17 protein-coding genes are annotated in these 20,109 nt (G+C 22.5%); 9 read left to right on the top strand and 8 right to left on the bottom strand.

Features of this window, described 5'->3' with window-relative positions; translation table 4 throughout:
* Positions 1-56: 56 nt before the first annotated feature.
* Positions 57-656 carry a ribonuclease HII gene (locus NPA14_RS02210; RefSeq protein WP_257075773.1) on the bottom strand — a complete coding sequence of 200 codons (600 nt, stop codon included), beginning with the start codon at positions 654-656 and terminating at the stop codon, positions 57-59.
* A 160-nt stretch (positions 657-816) separates the two neighbouring features.
* On the opposite strand from NPA14_RS02210, the gene NPA14_RS02205 reads away from it, so the two are divergent.
* Positions 817-1,071: a hypothetical protein gene (locus tag NPA14_RS02205; protein WP_257075772.1), complete on the top strand. Its 255-nt coding sequence runs from the start codon at positions 817-819 to the stop codon at positions 1,069-1,071.
* A 560-nt stretch (positions 1,072-1,631) separates the two neighbouring features.
* Here the strand turns inward: NPA14_RS02205 and NPA14_RS02200 are convergent.
* The 6 genes from NPA14_RS02200 to NPA14_RS02175 form a co-directional block, all read right to left on the bottom strand.
* On the bottom strand, positions 1,632-2,585 hold the full coding sequence (locus tag NPA14_RS02200; protein WP_257075771.1) for a Rho termination factor N-terminal domain-containing protein: 954 nt from the start codon (positions 2,583-2,585) through the stop codon (positions 1,632-1,634).
* Positions 2,586-2,598: 13 nt separating this feature from the next.
* Positions 2,599-3,510 (bottom strand): RluA family pseudouridine synthase, encoded by a 912-nt coding sequence (locus NPA14_RS02195; protein ID WP_257075770.1) that lies wholly within the window; start codon positions 3,508-3,510, stop codon positions 2,599-2,601.
* A gap of 72 nt (positions 3,511-3,582) precedes the next feature.
* Positions 3,583-4,578 carry an ABC transporter ATP-binding protein gene (locus NPA14_RS02190; protein ID WP_257075769.1) on the bottom strand — a complete coding sequence of 332 codons (996 nt, stop codon included), beginning with the start codon at positions 4,576-4,578 and terminating at the stop codon, positions 3,583-3,585.
* 1 nt (position 4,579) lies between these two features.
* The gene (locus NPA14_RS02185; RefSeq protein WP_257075768.1) at positions 4,580-6,364 is read right to left on the bottom strand and encodes an ABC transporter permease; all 1,785 of its coding nucleotides are present in this window, start codon (positions 6,362-6,364) and stop codon (positions 4,580-4,582) included.
* Position 6,365: 1 nt separating this feature from the next.
* Positions 6,366-7,181, bottom strand: a complete 816-nt coding sequence (locus NPA14_RS02180; protein WP_257075767.1) for an HAD-IIB family hydrolase — start codon at positions 7,179-7,181, stop codon at positions 6,366-6,368.
* A 2-nt stretch (positions 7,182-7,183) separates the two neighbouring features.
* Positions 7,184-9,325, bottom strand: a complete 2,142-nt coding sequence (locus NPA14_RS02175) for a Tex-like N-terminal domain-containing protein (RefSeq protein ID WP_257075766.1) — start codon at positions 9,323-9,325, stop codon at positions 7,184-7,186.
* A gap of 145 nt (positions 9,326-9,470) precedes the next feature.
* On the opposite strand from NPA14_RS02175, the gene NPA14_RS02170 reads away from it, so the two are divergent.
* From NPA14_RS02170 to parC, 3 genes are all read left to right on the top strand, one after another.
* A complete protein-coding gene (locus NPA14_RS02170) occupies positions 9,471-10,475 on the top strand; it encodes a hypothetical protein (protein ID WP_257075765.1) in 1,005 nt (334 codons plus the stop codon).
* 104 nt (positions 10,476-10,579) lie between these two features.
* On the top strand, positions 10,580-12,490 hold the full coding sequence (parE, locus tag NPA14_RS02165; protein WP_257075764.1) for a DNA topoisomerase IV subunit B: 1,911 nt from the start codon (positions 10,580-10,582) through the stop codon (positions 12,488-12,490).
* Positions 12,491-12,501: 11 nt separating this feature from the next.
* Positions 12,502-15,087: a DNA topoisomerase IV subunit A gene (gene parC / locus NPA14_RS02160; RefSeq protein WP_257075763.1), complete on the top strand. Its 2,586-nt coding sequence runs from the start codon at positions 12,502-12,504 to the stop codon at positions 15,085-15,087.
* Between the two features lie 26 nt (positions 15,088-15,113).
* Here parC and NPA14_RS02155 read toward each other — a convergent pair whose 3' ends face one another.
* Positions 15,114-15,479 carry a hypothetical protein gene (locus NPA14_RS02155; RefSeq protein ID WP_257075762.1) on the bottom strand — a complete coding sequence of 122 codons (366 nt, stop codon included), beginning with the start codon at positions 15,477-15,479 and terminating at the stop codon, positions 15,114-15,116.
* A 105-nt stretch (positions 15,480-15,584) separates the two neighbouring features.
* Between NPA14_RS02155 and NPA14_RS02150 the strand changes: the two genes are divergently transcribed.
* The 5 genes from NPA14_RS02150 to NPA14_RS02130 all read left to right on the top strand — a co-directional run bounded on the left by NPA14_RS02150 (position 15,585) and on the right by NPA14_RS02130 (position 20,109).
* Entirely contained in the window at positions 15,585-16,502 is a 918-nt protein-coding gene (locus NPA14_RS02150) for a Cof-type HAD-IIB family hydrolase (protein WP_257075761.1), read from the top strand.
* Positions 16,502-17,194: a ribonuclease HIII gene (locus NPA14_RS02145; RefSeq protein WP_257075760.1), complete on the top strand. Its 693-nt coding sequence runs from the start codon at positions 16,502-16,504 to the stop codon at positions 17,192-17,194. Before NPA14_RS02150 ends, NPA14_RS02145 begins: the two co-directional genes overlap by 1 nt.
* A 91-nt stretch (positions 17,195-17,285) precedes the next feature.
* Complete coding sequence (locus NPA14_RS02140) at positions 17,286-18,491, top strand: AAA family ATPase (protein WP_257075759.1); 1,206 nt, start codon at positions 17,286-17,288, stop codon at positions 18,489-18,491.
* Positions 18,492-19,448 (top strand): phenylalanine--tRNA ligase subunit alpha, encoded by a 957-nt coding sequence (gene pheS, locus NPA14_RS02135; protein WP_257075758.1) that lies wholly within the window; start codon positions 18,492-18,494, stop codon positions 19,446-19,448.
* A complete protein-coding gene (locus NPA14_RS02130) occupies positions 19,408-20,109 on the top strand; it encodes a uracil-DNA glycosylase (RefSeq protein ID WP_257075757.1) in 702 nt (233 codons plus the stop codon). Before pheS ends, NPA14_RS02130 begins: the two co-directional genes overlap by 41 nt.

Genomic DNA, 20,109 nt, shown 5'->3' with positions numbered 1-20,109 from the left:
ATTATTTATCCAAGCAAAAAGACATTTTACATAATGTCTTTTATTTATAATTTTATTTAGCTAAACAATAAATTTTTAATGTTTTTATATGATAATCTATGAATTGGACAAATACCATGTATTTTAATTTTTTCTAAGTGTAATTTCGTACCATAGCCTTTATGTTTATCAAAATGATATTGAGGATATAAATTATGATAATTTAGCATAATTTTATCTCTTGTTACTTTGGCTAAAATAGAAGCTGCAGCCACATTAATGCTTTTTTGATCACCTTTAATTAAATTAATTTGTTTTATATAATCAATATTTAATTTTTCAAAATCTGTAATTATTAAATCACATTTATTTTTTAATTTATTGCAAATTTTTTCCATTCCATCAATGGAAGTTTGCTTAGGATTATTTAAATCAACATATAAATTATCTAAAATTATTATTTCATAAAATAATGCATCTTTTACAATAATTTGATAAATATTTTCTCTTTGCTTTAAACTTAATTGTTTAGAATCTTTAATTAAATTATTTTCATAATTTTTAGGTAAAATAACTCCTGCTATTACAATTGGCCCAGCACATGCACCTCTTCCTGCTTCATCTAAACCCAAAATATTAAAATATTTATCTCAATAATCATTTTCTATTCTATTCATGATTTAATTATAAAAAACAACATTAATAATATGTTATTTTTATTAATAAATCTAATATAGAGACAAACAAAATATTTATATTTTTTATATTCACACAGTAAATACAAATAAAATGTTAATATAATTAAATAAATAAAAAATATTTTCACAAAGAGAAAAAATGAAAATATGAAAATTTGTTATAGGCGCTTTGCTTGTAAGTAGTATTAGTGTTACCACTGCTATTACAGCAATTTGCACTACCACTAATAATGATAAAACTGTTGCCAAAGAAAATGAAAATAAATATGCTAATCGTAATGTCGGTGAAATAGATACTAAATGAAATATACCTAAATATGCTGATTACACTAATTTAGAAATTAAAGACAGTTGAAATTGGTATGAAACAGATAAAAAAAAGAAACTTTTTTAAGACATTATAAAGAACGCGCACGTAATTATGTTTATGCTCATATGCAACAACGAGACGAATTAAAAAAATATGACAAAATAACACAATAAAATAAACACATTTTTCAAAAACATAGGGGAAAATAAATAAAGCGAAAAAAGGATACAACAATATTGTCGATTCATTATTTGATAATTACAAATATTATTTAAGTGGTTATTGATTTAAATATTACGAAAATGAATATAAACAACAAAATAATCTCTCTTAAAAGAATTTTTTTTATGCCGTTTTCTACTGCGTAATAATAAAAATTTATTAAAAAAGTTAACTTTCAAAAAAGAAAAAAGAAAATGATTATTTTATATAAAAGAATTTAAGAATTATTAGATTTATTACATGAGATATTAAATTTTATAATATAAACTTTACAAAATATTATCGTATGTTTTAAAAATTAAATGAATAATTAGTACTCAAGTAAATTTTGATAATTTATATTAATTTTAAGATTAGATAAAGCAAAAAAGTATTAATTGTTGACAAGTTAATAAATAAAAAATAGCATTTAGATATTTATGCTATTTTTTATTTAATGTTTTTAATATTGTTTCAATTATTTCATCTCTAGACATTTGTTCATAACCACTGATATATAATTTTTGAGCAATTTCATAAAGAGTAGTATTATTTAATTCACTTAATTTTTTACGTTCTTGATTAATTTTTATTTCTTCTTCAGTTAAATTTTCATTTGCTTGAGTTGTACTCTTACTTTCAGTTATATTATCAGTAGCATTATTTTCTTTATTATCTTCATAAAAAACATTAGCATTACCAAATATATTTTTAAAAATATTATTTAAATCAGTTGGGTTATTTTTCAAAAATTCCTCTGTTTTTTTAAGATTTTCATATTGGTTTATTCTTCAAGAAGTAATTTTCAATTTTTTTAAACGACTAACAAAAACAATGTACATAAGAGCAAGTAATAAAGGCAAAATAATATTTATTATAAATAATGAAGATAGAATTGGAAAATTAATAAAATCAATTACTAATTTAAATCTAACTAATTGATAAATTAACATAACAATTTTATAGATTACATATAAATATAAAATATTATTAGCAAGAGTTGACAGATATAATAAACTTTTTTTCTTAAATACATCTTTAAGAGAATATATATATTTTGCTGTCATGGCAAAAGAAATAATTAATAATATACTACTTGAAATTAACTCGCCATTAAAATTATTGTGTGCAAAATTTAAAATAACATTTGGTTCAGCGTTAGTAATATTATTATTAGAAACACTTTGATATACCTCATTTATATACTGAGTTTTAAAAATAATTAAAATAGCAAAAAGTGTGCTAAAAAATAAAATAATAAAAATAAATACGCTTAAAGATCCGAATAAAAAATACCTTAAATAAGGTTTTTCAAATTTACTTCAAAAATCCTTAATTGTTTTAGCTTTAGAATATTGATTACTATAGGCATTTTGAAAAAATTTTTTTAAATTCATAACACTCCTTATTTTATTGATATAAAGATTCAAAGTTATAATCTGCAATATAAAATTCTTCAGGTACAGGTGCAAAAACTTTTATTTTTTGTTGAGTTATTGGATGAATAAAATCCAATTTATAAGCGTGTAATCTTTGATTAAAATTATCTATTTTTTTTCCATAAGTTTCATCACCAAAAACTGGATGTTTTAAATATGCTAAATGTACTCTTATTTGATGAGTTCTACCCGTTTCTAATTCACATTCGATTAGTGATAAAGGTTTTTTTTCATAATAAAAGGTTTTTAATAATTTAACATTAGTAATAGCTTCTTTACCATCTTTATTAACTTCAATTAATTTTCGATTACTTTTATGGCGATTCAATGGTAAATTAATTTTTAAATTTTTATGTTCTAAAAGTCCATCTATAATAGCTAAATAGGTTCTTTTAATTTGATGTTTTTTTAATTGTTCACTAAGTAAATTATGAATATGATTATTTTTAGCAATAATTAATAAACCGCTGGTATCTTTATCAATTCTATGAATTACACCCGGTCTAAGCAAACCATTATTATCTGATAAATTATTTTTAAAATGATAAAGTAGACCATTAACTAAAGTGTCATTATAATGTCCAGGAGCAGGATGGACTACTAAATTAGATGATTTATTTAAAATTACTAGATATTCATCTTCATAAATAATATTTAACGGAATATTTTTAGGTTCAATTTTAATCTCTTTATCTAAAGTTTTCAAAATAGTAATTATTTGACCTTCATTAACAATAAAATTACATTTTCTAACGTTAATTTCATTGTTAACATTAACTAACCCTTCAAGAATTAAAGTTTTGGTATCATTACGAGTTAAGTGTGAATTATCAGAAATATACTTGTCAATTCTTTCTTTATATTTAACTTCCAGTTTTATCATGCTATTTATTATATAAGAAAAATATCAAAAACTGTTTTATTTTTAGCAATAAAACAGTTTAAGTGATAATTATTATAAGTTAAAATACATTTTATTTAAGTCTATTGATGTATCTTTATAGAAAATAATTTGAATCTTTTGATTAATTAAATATTTTAAAAGTATTTTTTCTTTTTCTGTATTGATAGTTAAATAAATTTTATTTTCTTTTTCATCAATTTTATTTTTTATTCTGTTTTCTATTAAAAATATTTGCAAAAGTTTATTATTTGAGGTTTTGATTTCTTTATTATACTCTAATTGTTTTAATTTATCTTTTACTGAAATACTTTCAATAACTTCACCATTTTTTAAAACTGTATAACTATCAATATATTGTTCTAATTCACTGATAATATGACTGGAAATTAAAATTGTTTTACCTTCATTATTTAAAGTTTTTAATATTTGAAAAAAATCTAAACGAGTAGAAGGATCTAAATTAGAAGCAGGTTCATCTAAAATTAAAATTTGAGGATCATTAAGTAAAGCTTGAATTAATAATATTTTCTTTTTTTGTCCTGAAGACATAAAATAAGCGCTTTTATTTAATTGTTCTTTATCCATTTTAATTTTTAAAAGTAAATCATCAATTTTGTTGATAACTTCTTTTTTGTTGATTTTATTTAATTTACCCATTTCTATTAAATATTCAAGTGCAGTTAAATTTTTAGGAAAAATAGCGATTTCTGGAATATAACCTATTAAATTACGACTACTAATTTCACTATTTTTTAATTGATTAATGTAAATATGACCTAATATTGATTTATAAAATCCTAAAATTGATCTGATAGTAGTAGTTTTACCAGCTCCATTATCACCAATAAAACCATGAAATTGACCTTTTTTTACTTCAAAAGTGACTTTATTTAAAGCTATTTGGTTTTCTTTATTTTTATTTTTAAAAATTTTAGTCAAATTTTGAATTGATAATGCTATATTCTCATTTGGTATGATTGGTGGAATAGCTTTTATTACTTTTTTCAATGTTTTAATTTTTTTGTTTATTTTAACAATATTACGCATTTTATTTATAATCCTTTTTAATAGTTATTCATCATCCTAAAAAAGTAAAAATTCCGCCAAGAGATAAAGGTAAAACAATTGCTAACCATAAAGGAAAATCACTTTGACGATTATAAACTAAAATATTATTTTTAACTAATACAGGATTAATAATACTTTCAGATAATAAAACATTAATAAATTCAACATTTTGCATCATTGGATCAATATCCTCTAAAAGAAGAACCAATTCATTATCTGCAACAACTTTTAGAGCTAACATTATTGCTGTTGAATTATAAATAATTTCTTCTAGTTGTTTTGCAAAACGTTTTAAATTTTCTTTTCTTTGCTCATTGTTTCATTGTACAATTGGATTTTCACTATCATTTATATTTTGTTTGAATAAATTTTCAAAAATTGTAACAAAATTAGTTACTAATTTATTAACTTCTTGATTCGTTTTAATTGTATTAAGAAAATCAAGAAAATTTTCAATTGCCAAAACTTTAATATTTTGCTGATTGATTAATTCATTTTTTATTAGCATTTGTGTATCGATTATGTTGTTATCATATAATTTATTTATTTGAGAAGTAAAATTTAAATTTAATAATTTTAAATTATCTAAATCATTATCATATTTTTTAATTGAATTAGTAGGATCGTAATTATTAAAAGAAAAGAAACGATTAGTAGATAAATTATTAAAATAATTTCTAATAATTTCTATATCATAAGTAAATATTATATAGTTTATTAAATTATTATCTTTATCAATTAATTTAATAAAATAATTTCCATCTTGATTTAAAGCAACGCTTTTTAATTTGCTAAAATCTAATTCATTATTTTGATTTATTAATGGTATATAATCATAATTTCCAAAAGCATTTTCCTTTGTATAATTAGGATCTAAAGCTCCCATTATTCTTAAAAAATACTCAGTATAATTTAAATATTTTACTTTATTATAAAAATTGTTTTTATTATCATCTAAAGCATTAAGTAAAGTTTTAGTATTGGCAAAAGGATTATCAATATATTTTTTGAATTCTGTATAAGTTTGAGATATACCTTTATTTCTAACTGGCAATAAAAAATCATTATTTATATTATTTTTAATGTTGTCGATTTGATTATTTGTTTTTTGTGCATCTTTATTTGGTGAAATAATTAAATTATTAGTTAATTGATTGGTTGTTCTAATTTCACTAATTAAATAATTATTCTTAAGGACTAGAAAAAGAAAAACAATAACAAATGGAACAATTGCTAAAACAATTAGAAATTGTTTATAATCTGCAAAAGCTTGTATAAATAAAGCCAAACCAATAATAAAAATAGAGGCTAACAGAGAGGCTAAAAAAGTAGCCAAGGTCATTTTTAAACCGTACAATATCGGAACAACAGGATAAAGAAATAAATAACTTAAAAAATTTCCTAATGTAAAAATAGTTAATGAAAATAACATTCCAAGAGAAATAGCTATAGCATTAATAAAATAAATTTTGCTTCGACTTATAGGTTTAGAAAAGAGCATAATTTCCAAACCTTCTTGTCGATATTTGTAAAATATAGTAATACCAATAAAATTAACTAAAGCAAATATAGATAACATTGTAAAAATACCGGAAATATTCATAACAAAAGATGAACTAAGTTGTTCAAAAGTGTTAGGTGAATCTTTAGTCATTAAATATAATAAGATTCTAGATAAAATAAAAATAATAGTTAATAATATAGGACTTATGTAAGTAGATTTATAACGAAAATAAATTTTTAATTGAGTTTTAAGAAATGACATATTAATCAATTAATTCCTTTAAAGTTTTGCCTAATCCGCCTTTTTTATAATTATATTTGCTAATAAAATCTGCGTTTTGTTTAAATATTTTATTGCTATTTTTCATAGCTATTAATTTTCCAATTTTATTTTTAGTTGTCAAATCGTTTAATGTATCTCCTACATGTCAACAATTTTGAGGATTTATATTTAATTTTTGGCAAATTAATATTTCAGCTTCACCTTTAGTACATTTTTCCGCTGTAACTTCAATAATAGAATTATTTTTGCCAGAAAAAACCGCTGTAATTTTTATATCAAAATATTGTTTTAAAAGTTTGTAAAAGTTATTTAGTTTTCTTTTACTAAAATGTCAGAAAATAATTTTATATACTGCAAGATTAAAATTGATTTGATCATATTTGTTTAAGTTATGTTTTAAAAATAAAAAAGAAAATTTATGTCAAAAATTATTTGAATAAGTTTGATTTTTAAAATCAGAATTGATGATTGAAAGAATTTTATATTTTTGAGCTAAATTAATAATTTCCTTGAATATTGATTTATCTAATGTTTTATCAAAAATTATTTCATCATTAAGCATTACTTTGCTTCCGTTTCAAAAAATTATATTTTTTTCTAAATTTAATTCTTTGTTAATATTAAAAGTTTTTTCTAGCATTCCTCTTCCAGTAGAGATAATAACTTTGATATTTTTCTTTTGCAATTGAGAAATAATTGTTTTGTTATATTGACTTATTAAATTATTTTTGGATTTTTTTTGATCTAAAGTTGTGCCGTCAAGATCGATAAAAATAATATCGGGTTTTTTTAACATATTTATAAATTTATTTGTCCTTTTATTCTTTTTTGATCATAATCAATTTCAACAATTTTAACTTTTATATTATCACCAGGTTGAAATGTATCGTGAATATTTTCTATTGGTTTTTCGTTGATAAAAATTTTTGATTTATGAATAAAAATTGTCTCCTTTAATCCAATATAAGCAAAAATGGCAAAATCAGTAATATTTAAAATTGTTGCATCAATTAACATATTAACTTCTAAATCGTTTAAATTAAGAATATTATCTTTAATTTTATAACCTTCCTTTTCATTTCTTATATCTTTAGTAGGATTAATTAAAGCTTCTATAATTTGCTCTATATCGTATTTATTACTATTTAATTGTTTTATTAATTGATTTTTATCGATATGATTTAATTTATTTTTATCCAAATTATTTAAATCTAATTCTAAAATTTTGACAATTTGATTAGCTAATGCATAATTTTCAGGGTGAATGGAAGTGCGATCAAAATAATTTTTTGAATTATGAATTCTTAAAAATCCTATTGCTTGTTCGTAAGCCTTTTTTCCCATTCCTTTAATTTTTTTTAATTCTTCTCTGGATGAAAAAATTTGATTATTTTTATATTCCATAATATTTTCAACAATTCTTTTGTTCAAACCAGAAATATGATAAAGAATATCTTTAGTAGCACTATTTACATCAACACCTACCAAATTAACAACTTTATTTACTTTAAAATCTAATTGTTTAGATAATTCTTTTTGATTTAAATCATGTTGATACTGACCCACTCCAATAGATTTAGGATCAATTTTAATTAGTTCATTTAAAGGATCTTGGAATCTTCTACCAATGTTAATTGCTGATCTTTCTTCAACGCTCAAATCGGGGAATTCTTTTATAGCTGATTCTGATATAGAATATACGCTAGCTCCAATTTCTGAAACTATTGCATAACCTATATTATTTTGATTATTAAGTTTTCTCTCTTGTATGATTTTAGCAATAAATTCTTCTGTTTCTCTTGAAGCTGTACCATTGCCAATTACTATAATATCTATTTTAAATTTATCTAAAAGTTTATTAATTATTTCTTGAGATTTAATTATTTGTTTTTGTGGTTCATGAGGATAGATTTTTTCAATTTTTAAAACTTTTCCATTTGGATTTAAAATTGCTATTTTGCAACCATGAGCATAACCAGGGTCAATAGCCAAAATAGTTTTATTTTTTACTGCTGGTCATAAAAGCATTGTTTCGATTTGATTTGCAAAAATCTTAATGGCTTGTGTTTCTGCTCTAGAGAATAAATCATTTTTAATTTCTCTAATAATTGAAGGATATATTAGTCTTTCTAAAGAATCGATTAAAGCTTCATAAATAATATTACCCGTTGATTTAATTTTAAATAATTTGTTGTTTAAATTATATTTAATAATTTTTTCGTTAAATTCTATATTATAAGTGATAATCTTTTTTTCTTCAGCCCTGTTGATTGCTAAAATTCTATGATTTTCAATTGATGCAACTTTTTCTTTATGATCATAATAATTAATAAAAATTTGTTTTTCATCATTAGCGTCTTTTTTCTTTTTAGTAATAATTCAACCATAATTAAAAATTTGCTCTTTGACAAAAGTTCTTATATCTATATCTTGAGAAATTCATTGACTGATGATGTATTTAGCTTGTTCAATAGCAAAATCTACTGAAACAACTGTTTCATTTAAATATTTATTAGCTTCTTTAAAAGGATTAAATTTATCATCATTGGCGTCAAAAATACTTCTAGCTAATGGTTCTAATCCTAATGCAATAGCTTCACTGGCTTTTGTTTTTTTACCTATTTTAAAGGGTTCGTAAATATTTTCTAACTCAGCTTTTGTTTCCACATTTTCTATTTTATTTTTTAATTCTAAAGTTAAAAGTTTTGCTTCATTTAGTTTATTTAAAATAGTTTCTTTTCGTTTGTTTAATTCAATATCATATTGATATAAATTATCAATTTCTTGAATTTGTTCTTCATTTAATCCTTGCGTTTGTGATTTTCTATATCTTGCAATAAAGGGAACTGTGGCACCTTGAGATAATAATTCTAAAACAGTTTGTACTTGTATTTCACTTAATTTTATTTTTTTTGCAACATTTTTAATAGATATATTCATAATTTTATTTCCCTCAATAAATATATTTACATTATACTTTTTTAATATTTTTTTAGCTTTAAGATTAATATTAATTATTTAATATTTTTATATATCAAATGTTTTATAATTCTAATATATGAATGATAAAAACGAAAGGAATAATATGTTAAAAAATTATGAAACTTTCTTAGATGAAAACTACGAACATTTTAGAAAGAACGTTGTTGATTACAATCTTAAAAAAGATTCTAAATATGTTCTTCATATAGTGTTTTCATTTCTTTCATTATTAATGGCTATTTGAATGGTTGTTTTGTTAGCTGTGGCTATATTTAATTATCAATTAGCTCCAAATAATGTTGTTAGATGAGTATTAACTATTGCAACTATAGTTTTTGTAATTATTTCCTTAATTACAGCAAGTTGAACTATATCAAGAATTAAAAAAGTTAAAAATAATTATGTTGTTAAAAGTGAGGATTTACTTTTAAAACCAGCTTATGAATTAGCTGGAATGAAATATGAAGGTAAAGGTCCTTATCCACGTAAAATTCAAGCTTTTGATGAAGAAGTATTTACTAAATCAACTACTAAATGAGATTCTTTAGATTGAGTAACTGATTCACTTATGTTATCTGAATTACCTAAAGATGCAAATTTAAAATTTGTTTTAGGACATGTTTTTTACAATAAAAATAATGAAACTAAAGATAAGTGAAAAATTCAAAATATAAGAATAGGTGTAAGTGACCAAGATGTTGATGGCCAAATTTTAAAAACTAATTCTTATTTATTTATGGAAGGCAAAATTCACGGTCGTAATTTTGAACAAAGTTATTTATTCGGTCCAAAATTTCCATTAAATTTCTCATTTCCTTTAGAAGAATCAATTATTTATAATTTACATACAAAATATCAACTTTTATCAGATGTTGAAAAATTAAATGAAGAAGGTTTTGAAAATATTATTCACTATGTAGAAGAATTAAATCTTTGAGACAAAGGTTTTGGTTTTTATATAGATAAACATCAAAATAAAATTTATTCATGAATAAAATTAGATAGAGAATTATTCAAATGACAAGATGAAGAATATCCAGCTCACAATATTTTAAGAGATGTTTATTTAATTGATTTACTTCAAAATTTACCATTACAGTTAGATTAATTTAATATAATGAAGCGCAAAATTTAAAATATTTTGCGCTTTTTATTATTATTCTTTTAAAACTTTTCAGATGATTATTATTTTAATGTTGTAATATTTTAATTATGAATAATAAATATGATGCATCTAGCATACAACAACTTAAGGGTTTAGAAGCTGTTAGAAAACGTCCAGGAATGTACATAGGTAGTACTGATATTAATGGTCTTCATCATTTAATATGAGAAATTGTTGATAATTCTATTGATGAAGCCTTAGCAGGATTTGCAAATGAAATTAATGTAACTTTAACAAAAAATAATTCTGTTATTGTTGAAGATAATGGAAGAGGAATACCGGTAGGAAAAACTCCTTCTGGAAAATCTGCTGTGGAGTTAGTTTTTACTGAATTGCACGCTGGAGGAAAATTTAATGAAGGAGCATACAAAACTTCAGGCGGATTACATGGAGTGGGATCGTCTGTGGTTAATGCTTTAAGCAATAAACTAATTGCATGAGTGTACAGAGATAAAAAAATTTATGAAACTATTTTTGAAAATGGTGATCATATTATTCAAAATACTAAAGAAAAAGGCAAAACTAATAAACAAGGTACAAAAATTGAATTTTGACCTAATTATTCAATTTTTAAAAATGCAAAATTTAATTTTGATATCATAATGGAAAGATTGAGAGAAAGTTGTTTTTTAATTAATAATTTAAAAATTAAATTAACTGATGAATTTAAAAATAAAACAATTGATTTTTATTATTTAGAAGGTTTAAAAGAATTTATTAATTTTATAAATAATTCCAAAGAATCAATTAGTGATATTTATTCTTTTAATGATTCAAAAAATGACATTGAAGTAGATTTTGCCTTTCAATATACAGATAGCTATAATGAAACAATTTTATCTTTTGTAAATAATGTAAAAACTAAAGATGGCGGAACACATGAAATAGGTTTGAAATCAGCTTTCACTAAAGTTTTTAATGAATTTGCAAATGAAGAAAAAATAAACAAAGGTAAAAGTGTTTTTGAGGCAGAAGATATAAGAGAAGGTTTAACTGTTATTTTAAGTGTAAAAATACCAGAAAAATATTTAGAATTTGTTAGTCAAACAAAAGAAAAATTAGGTACTCCAGAAGCAAAGAACGTTGTTGAAGAAATTGTTACACGAAAATTAAGAATTTGAATCAATGAAAATAAACAATTAGCAAGAAAGATTCTTAACAAAATTAAAAAAGCTTATGAATCTAGAATTGCAGCAAGAAAAGCAAGACAAGAAGCAAGAAATACTAAAAATGCCTTAAAAGAAAAACAAATTTTAAGTGGTAAATTAACACCTGCGCAATCAAAAAAAGCAGAAGAAAAAGAATTATTTCTTGTTGAAGGTGATTCTGCCGGTGGATCAGCTAAACTAGGAAGAGATAGAAAATATCAAGCTATTTTACCTTTAAGAGGTAAAGTCATTAATACAGAAAAATCAAGACTCTTAGAAATTTTAAAAAATGAAGAAATAGCTACAATTATAAATACAATTGGTGCTGGTATTGGTGATGAATTAGACTTAAAAAAAGCACAATACGGGAAAATAATTATAATGACTGATGCAGATACTGATGGAGCGCACATACAAATACTTTTATTAACTTTTTTCTTTAGACATATGCGCAAATTAATAGAAAAAGGAATGATTTATATTGCTTTACCTCCTTTGTTTAAAATAACTAATAATAAAAGAGAAATTAAATATGCCTGAGATGAAGAAGATTTAAAAAATATTATTAAAGACGCAAAATTTAAAAATTCAGAAATTCAAAGATATAAAGGATTAGGTGAAATGAATGCTGAGCAATTGTGAGAAACTACAATGAATCCAGATACAAGAACTTTAATTCAAGTAAAAATTGAAGATGCTGCTTTAGCTGAAAGAAGAGTATCAACTTTGATGGGTGATAATGTTGAACCCAGAAAAGAATGAATAAATGCAAATGTTGAATTTACAATGGAAGATGATTTTCAAATCTAATAGGATATTAAATGAATAAAAAACAAGAAGAAAAATTAAACAATCTACTTAATAAAATAATTCAAGAAAATTTAGATTCAATAATTAGTGATAGATTTAGTCGTTATTCTAAATATATTATTCAACAAAGAGCATTGCCAGATATTAGAGATGGATTAAAACCGGTACAGAGAAGAATTTTATATTCAATGTATGATTTAGGTTTACAATATAACAAAGCTTTTAAAAAATCAGCAAGAGTTGTAGGAGATGTTATAGGTAAATATCATCCACATGGAGATTCATCTATTTATGAAGCAATGGTAAGATTATCGCAAGATTGAAAAATGGGACAAAATCTTTTAGAAATGCATGGAAATATTGGATCTATTGATGATGATCCACCAGCTGCTATGCGTTACACAGAAGTAAGATTAGCTAAAATAGCACAATTATTGTTAAATGATTTAGATAAAAATACAATTAAATTTGCTCCTAATTTTGATGATTCAGAAAAAGAACCTACAGTTTTACCAGCTTTAATTCCTAATTTATTACTTAATGGTTCAAAAGGTATAGCATCTGGTTTTGCAACTGAAATGCCGCCGCATAATTTAGTTGAAATTTTAGACGCAGCAATTGCAAAAATAAAAGATCCTTATATTTCTCTCAATAAATTAATGAAATATATTAAAGGCCCAGATTTTCCAACAGGTGGTATAATTCATGGGACACAAGGAATTGTTGATGCTTTTAGTACTGGTAAGGGTAAAATTACTTTAACTTCAAAATATCATATTTGAGAAGATAATAAAAATAAATATATTGAAATTACAGAAATTCCTTATGGTGTTGTCAAATCTAAATTAGTCAAAGATATTGATCTTATAATTCTTAATGATTCACTTTCGGGATTATTAGAAATTAAAGATCAATCGGATCGTCAAGGCATTAGCATTCTTTTGACTTTGGAATTAAAAGCCAATGAAAATATTATTTTAAATTATTTGATGCAAAAGACAGAAATGAAAATTTATTATAACTATAATAATGTAGCTATCAAAAATTATTCTCCTGAATTATTAAATTTAAATGAATTATTAGATGGATATTTAAATCATTTAAAATATGTGAAAATACAAGCGTTAAATTATGATTTAATTAAATTTAAAACACGTTTAGAAATAGTTTTAGGTTTTATTAAAGTAGCAGAAATTACAGATCAGATAATAAAAGTAATAAGAGAAAGTGAAAATTCTAAAAGTGGTGTTGTAGAGAATCTTGTTAAACATTTTGAATTTACTTTAAATCAAGCTAATGCTATAGCAGAATTGAAATTATATAAATTAAGTAAAACTGATAAAACTCTTTTTCTAAAAGAAAAAGAAGAATTAGAAAAACAAATTGCGCACTATCAATTATTATTAAATGATGAAAATGAATTTAATAATTGATTAATTCAAATTTTAAAATCTATTCAACAAGAATATGGTTCAGAGAGAAAAACTATAATTACTGATATTAATTTAGATAATTCATATAATGAAAGTGATTTAATAAAAAACGAAAAAGTATATTTAAGTGTTTCAAGTAATGGCTATTTAAAACGTTTTAGTGAAAAAATCAAACAATCAAATCAATTAAATAATTTTGCTATACAAGAAAATGATAGTATTCTATTTTATGATAGTGTAAATACTCTTGATAATATATTATTCTTTACTAATTTAGGTAATTATTTACAAGTGCCTGTTTATAAAATTTTAGAAACTAGATGAAAAGACATAGGAATACATCTAAGTAATTTTGTAGATTTAAAAAATAATGAAAAAATAGTAAGCATAATTAATGCAAAAAATTTCAAGGAAAATTTTTATGTAGCAATGATTACTAAAAATGCTCTTGGTAAAAGAGTAGAATTAAAGGATTTTGAAATTACTCGTTTTAATAAATCATACACTGCAATTAAATTAAGTGATGATGATGAGTTAATAGGCGCAAAATTAACAAATGGATTAAAAGATATCTTAATAATTACTAAAAAGAATTTAATTTCTCGTTATAGCGAAAATGATATTCAAATTTATGGTTTGAAAACCAACGGTACTAAATCGTGTAATTTATCTTTGGATGATGAAATAAGTACTTTTGGTTTTATAAACTCTGACAGCAATGTTTGTTTTTTAACAAATAATAATACTTTTAAAATTGTAAATTGCAATGAAATACAAAAAACAAATAAAAAAAATTTAGGTAAAAAATTATTTGAAACTTTTAAATATAATCAAATTCATATAATAGGTTGTGAAATTTATAATCCTAATAGAAAAATTTTCATTGTGACTGATAATAATGAATTTATTTGTAAAAATATTTCAGATCTAGAATTAGGTCCAGCAAATAATTCTGGTTTTAAAAAAATAAAGCATTTAAATATTAAAAAAGCTTTATTAATATCTGATTTTAATACAAGTTTTAATTCTATACAACAAGTAGAAAATAAATATTTTAAAGAAACAAAAGATGAAAAAATAGTTTTAGAAAAAGCTACTAAAGATATTGATGATGCCTTATCTTTAGACATTGATGAAATTCTTAAAAGATTAAATATTAAATAAAAATATGTTGTCAAGATAACATATTTTTATTTATTTGAATTTATTTTTAGAAAATTAAAAAATGTTTTGTAATAAAAACCAAAAAATAATCCGGCTAATTGAAATTTATTAGCTTTTTTTTCAGTTAAATATAAATAACTTATAAGAAATAATAATCTAGATATAAAACCACAAAAAGAGAAAAATATAATTAATGAACTAAAAATTATTAAAATATTAAAACCTGTTCAATTAATATTTTCAAAGTTTATTTTTATACTTATTAAAGCAAAAGAAATTAGACATATTGCCAATAATATACAACAAAAAGTCAAAAACAAAACAATTAAATTTTTAGCAATAGTATGTTTTTCTTTAATAAAACTTGATATATCTAAATGATTTTTTTTCATAATTATCCTATATTATAATGAGATATTTAAAAATTTTGTTTTTTTTAATTTATAATAATATTATTATATTTTTAAAATTATTAATTAATAATAAATTGAGGTAAAATGGACAATAAATTTTTATTTGCCATCGATTTAGATGGAACATTGCTTGCTTCATCAGCTACTGGTGAAATACATGAAAAAACATATAATGCAATATTGAGAGCTAAAAAAGAAGGTCATGTAATATGTTTATTAACTGGAAGGCCTTGAAGAAGTACAAAACCTATTTATGAAAAATTAGGTTTAGACACTGTAGTGGCAAATTATAATGGAGCACAAATACATAATCCTAAAGATGAAAATTTTATTCCTTACATTAAATATTTAGATTTAAATGAAATGTTATATGTTTTAGGTGATAAAAAAGTAGAAAAAGAAATTACAAACATTGCAATAGAAGGACCGGGTTGAGTACAAATTCAAAAAAGAGACGCAGCTTTAGAAAGTGTTTTTGGATTTAGAGAAAGTCCTAAATTTGTTGTAGGATTAAATTTTAAAAAATTACCTTTAAAACCAACAGGAATTATTTTTGATGTTAAAGAAACTACCGATGTTGAAGAATTGCGTTCATATTTAAAAAGAAAATATGGTGATTTTGGAGAATTTTCATATTGATCTAAAGGTAAAGGTTTAACTCCAGTTTTTGATATTACAAATGTTTCAGTAAATAAAGGTAGAGCTCTAAGTTTATTATCACGTTATTATGGAATAGATTTAGAAAGAACAATTGCCATAGGTGACGGATTCAATGATGCGCCGATGTTTAAAGTTGCCAAAATTTCTGTTGCAGTGGGAAATGCTTCAGATAGTGTCAAAAAATATGCAACCATTAATACTAAATTACAAAATGATCAAGGCGCCGTTGGAGATTTTATTGATAAATTGTTAAATAATCCAGAAAAAATTATTCAAAAGTCTAATCAAGCTTTTGAAAAAATGATGAAACAACGTAATGTATTTAATTCCGACGTAGAATAATGCAAATTGTACAATTTTCATTTGATTTAAATTTAAAAGATAAAATAGTAATTGGTATTGATGAAACTGGAGTAGGCGATTATTTTGGCCCGCTCGTATCTTGCGCCGCATTTGTACCAAAAAATAAAATAGAAGAAATAATAAACTTAGGTATTAAAGATAGTAAAAAAATTTCGGATAAAAAAATTTTAGAAATAGCACATATTTTAAAAGAAAAAATTTACTATTCTACTGCTTATTTTAGCACACAAGAATACAATATTTTAAATAAAAAATATAATGCAAATGAAATTAAAATGCTTTTACATTTAAAAGCATTGTGAGCTTTAAAAAATACTCTAAAAAATATAGATTATATTTTTATTGATCAATACTCTACTATTAAAACTATAATGAAATATTATTTTAGAATTAAAAATGATTTTTGAAATAATAAAATAGCTACTTTAGATAAACCTGTAATTTTAGATTTTAAAGCCGAAGACAAAAATTTAAATGTTAGTTGTGCTTCTGTTCTTGCTAGAGCTTTATTTTTAGAATTAATGGAACAAAAAAACAATTTTTATCAAGTGATTTTTCCTTTAGGAGCTGGTGAAAATGTTAAACTTTTTGCAAAAAATTTTTTTCAAAAAAATAATAAAAATCTATTAGAAATTGTAGCAAAAAGCAAATTTAAAATGGAACTAGATTAAACAACATTAAATTTTGATTAATGTTGTTTTTTCTTTGATTTTAGGAAAATCAAAAAATTATTATTTTTTTCTTTATAATTAGTTTATTATTATGAAAAATTTAGCCAATGAACTTAGACCTCAGACATTAAATCAAATAATCGGTCAAAAAGAAACTATTAATTTATTGAAAAAAATGGTAGCTAAAAATATAATCTCTAGTTTTATTTTTTATGGTGAAAGTGGAACAGGCAAAAGTTCCACAGCTATAGCTTTAGCTAACGATTTAAAAAAGAAGTGGGGTATTTTTAATGCCACAATTGATAATAAACAAAAATTATTAGATTTATTAGAAACAAAAGAAATTATTATTATTGATGAAATACATCGTTTGAATAAAGACAAACAAGATATTCTTTTATCTTATTTAGAATTTAATAAGATTATTGTTTATGCAACTACAACTGAAAATCCTTATTTTAGAGTAAATCCTGCTTTAAGAAGTAGAATGTATATATTACAATTTAATAAATTAACACGTGAAGAAATGTTAGAAGGATTAAAATTCATTATTGTTAAAAAATATCCTAATATAACAATTTCTGATGATGTATTATTAACATTAATTAATAATTCTAATGGTGATTATCGTAATGCTTTAAATAACTTACAATTAATTTTGTTATTAAAACCTGATATAAAAAATGAAGCAGAATTAAAAAACATTTTACCAAATATGAATTTTTATTCTGATATGAATTCAAGTTCTCATTATAATAATCTTTCTGCATTTCATAAATCTTTAAGAGGTAGTGATGTTGATGCTGCTCTATATTATGGTCATTTGATATTAAAGACTGGTGATTATCAAGGTTTATTTAGACGCTTGATGTGTGTTGCTTATGAGGACGTTGGTTTGGCTGATATTAATTTATGTTTAAGAATTGAAGCGGCTTTTAACGCAGTCGAAAAACTTGGATTTCCTGAAGCTAATTTACCTGTTACTTTTGCTATTGTTAATGCTGCGTTAGCACCTAAAAGTAATAGTATTTATTTAGCAATGAATAAAACAATTGATTATTTAAATAAAGGTAATATCTACGATATTCCTAAGCATTTAAAAGATTCACATTATAAATCTGCAGTAAAAATGGGAGATGGATTAAATTATAAATATCCGCATGATTATCCTTTCAGTATTATTGAACAAACTTACTTGCCCGATCAAGTTAAAGAAATATTTTTTACATTTAAAGAAAATGATAACGTTAAATTAAAAGAATATTATGAATTAATTAATAAAAATAAGGAGAAATAAATGAAACTAGATCTTAATGAAATTAATACTTTAGAAGATTTAAAAAAATTAAAAAATAAATTATATGCTTCTGGTAGTGAATATTATGAACTACAACAACAAATTAAAAATGCAACTTTTGAGGATAAAAAAAATATTGGTATAAAACTTTCTAATTTAAGATTAACTTATGAAAATTTCTTTAAAGAAGCAGAAAAACAAATTGAAAACAAAAGAATAGAAAATTTAATTGCTAATGATTATTTAGATATTAATAAACCAGTTAATTTTATAGGTTCATTGCATCCAATTACTCTAATAGAGGAAAGAATGAGAATTTGATTTGACAAACATGGTTATTTTGAATCGCAAGGTGGCGAAATTGTTAGTGAAGAATATAATTTTGATCGTTTAAATATTTTAAAAAATCATCCGGCTCGTGATATGCAAGATTCTTTGTATTTAAATCAAAATTATTTATTAAGAACACATAATACCGCTATTAGTGCTATGACATTGGAAAAATTTGCAAATCAAAAAATAAGTACTTATACAATTGGCAAAGTTTATCGTAATGATGAAGATGATTCTACTCATTCACATCAATTTACTCAATTAGATTTTATTAGTGTTGGGCAAGTAAGTTTTGCTAATTTAATGTGAACTTTAAAATCATTATTAAGTTATGTTTTTGAGATTCCAGTAAAATTAAGATTAAGACCTAGTTATTTTCCTTTTACTGAACCTAGCGTGGAAGTTGATGTTTATTATAAAAATCGTTGAATAGAAGTTTTAGGTGCAGGAATGCTTCATCCTAATGTATTAAAAAATGCTGGGTATAATACTAATAAATTTAATGGTTTTGCTGCAGGAATAGGCTTAGAAAGATTAGCCATGATTAAATATAATATTAAAGATATAAGAGAATTTTATAAAAATGATGTTAGAACATTACAACAATTTAAAAATCAAAAATAGTTATAAAAAATTTTTAAATGAAGAATTTAAGAAAGAATATTTTGTAAATTTAATCAATGAAATTAAAAAAAGTGAAAAACCTGTTTGACCTACTGAAAATAATTGATTTAAAGCATTAACTTATTGTGAAATTCAAAATTTAAAATTAATAATTATTGCTCAAGACCCTTATTATTTACCTAACGTGGCTGATGGTTTAGCATTTAGTTCTCAAAAAGAAAAAACTCCTAAAAGTTTAAAAAATATTAAAAAAGAAATTTTAAAAGATTATCCTGATGCTATTTTTGAAACTAACAGTTTACATTCTTGGGCAAAACAAGGAGTATTTTTATGAAATACTATAGTAACTGTGGAAGAAAACAAACCTTTAAGTCATAAAAATAAAGGTTGAGAAATTTTTAGTGCTAATTTAATAAATTATATTCTTGATTTAAATAATAATTTAGTATTTTTGATTTTAGGAAATAATGCAAAAAATTTTATGGTTAAATATTTAAATCAAACTTTATTAAAAAAAATAAAAATTTTAGAATATTCACATCCTGCTCCTTTAGGCTACAAAAAAACCAATAAAGCTTTTTTTAATTCTCATTGTTTTAGTCAAATAAATAAATTAATAGCACCCAAATTTATAGATTTTTCAATAAGAAAGGAAAATTAA

It is taken from the genome of Mycoplasma sp. 1018B (assembly GCF_024582675.1).
Lineage (GTDB): Bacteria > Bacillota_I > Bacilli_A > Mycoplasmatales > Metamycoplasmataceae > Mycoplasmopsis.
Note: the sequence above shows the minus strand (reverse complement) of the source record. Positions and strands in the feature narration are given on the sequence as shown.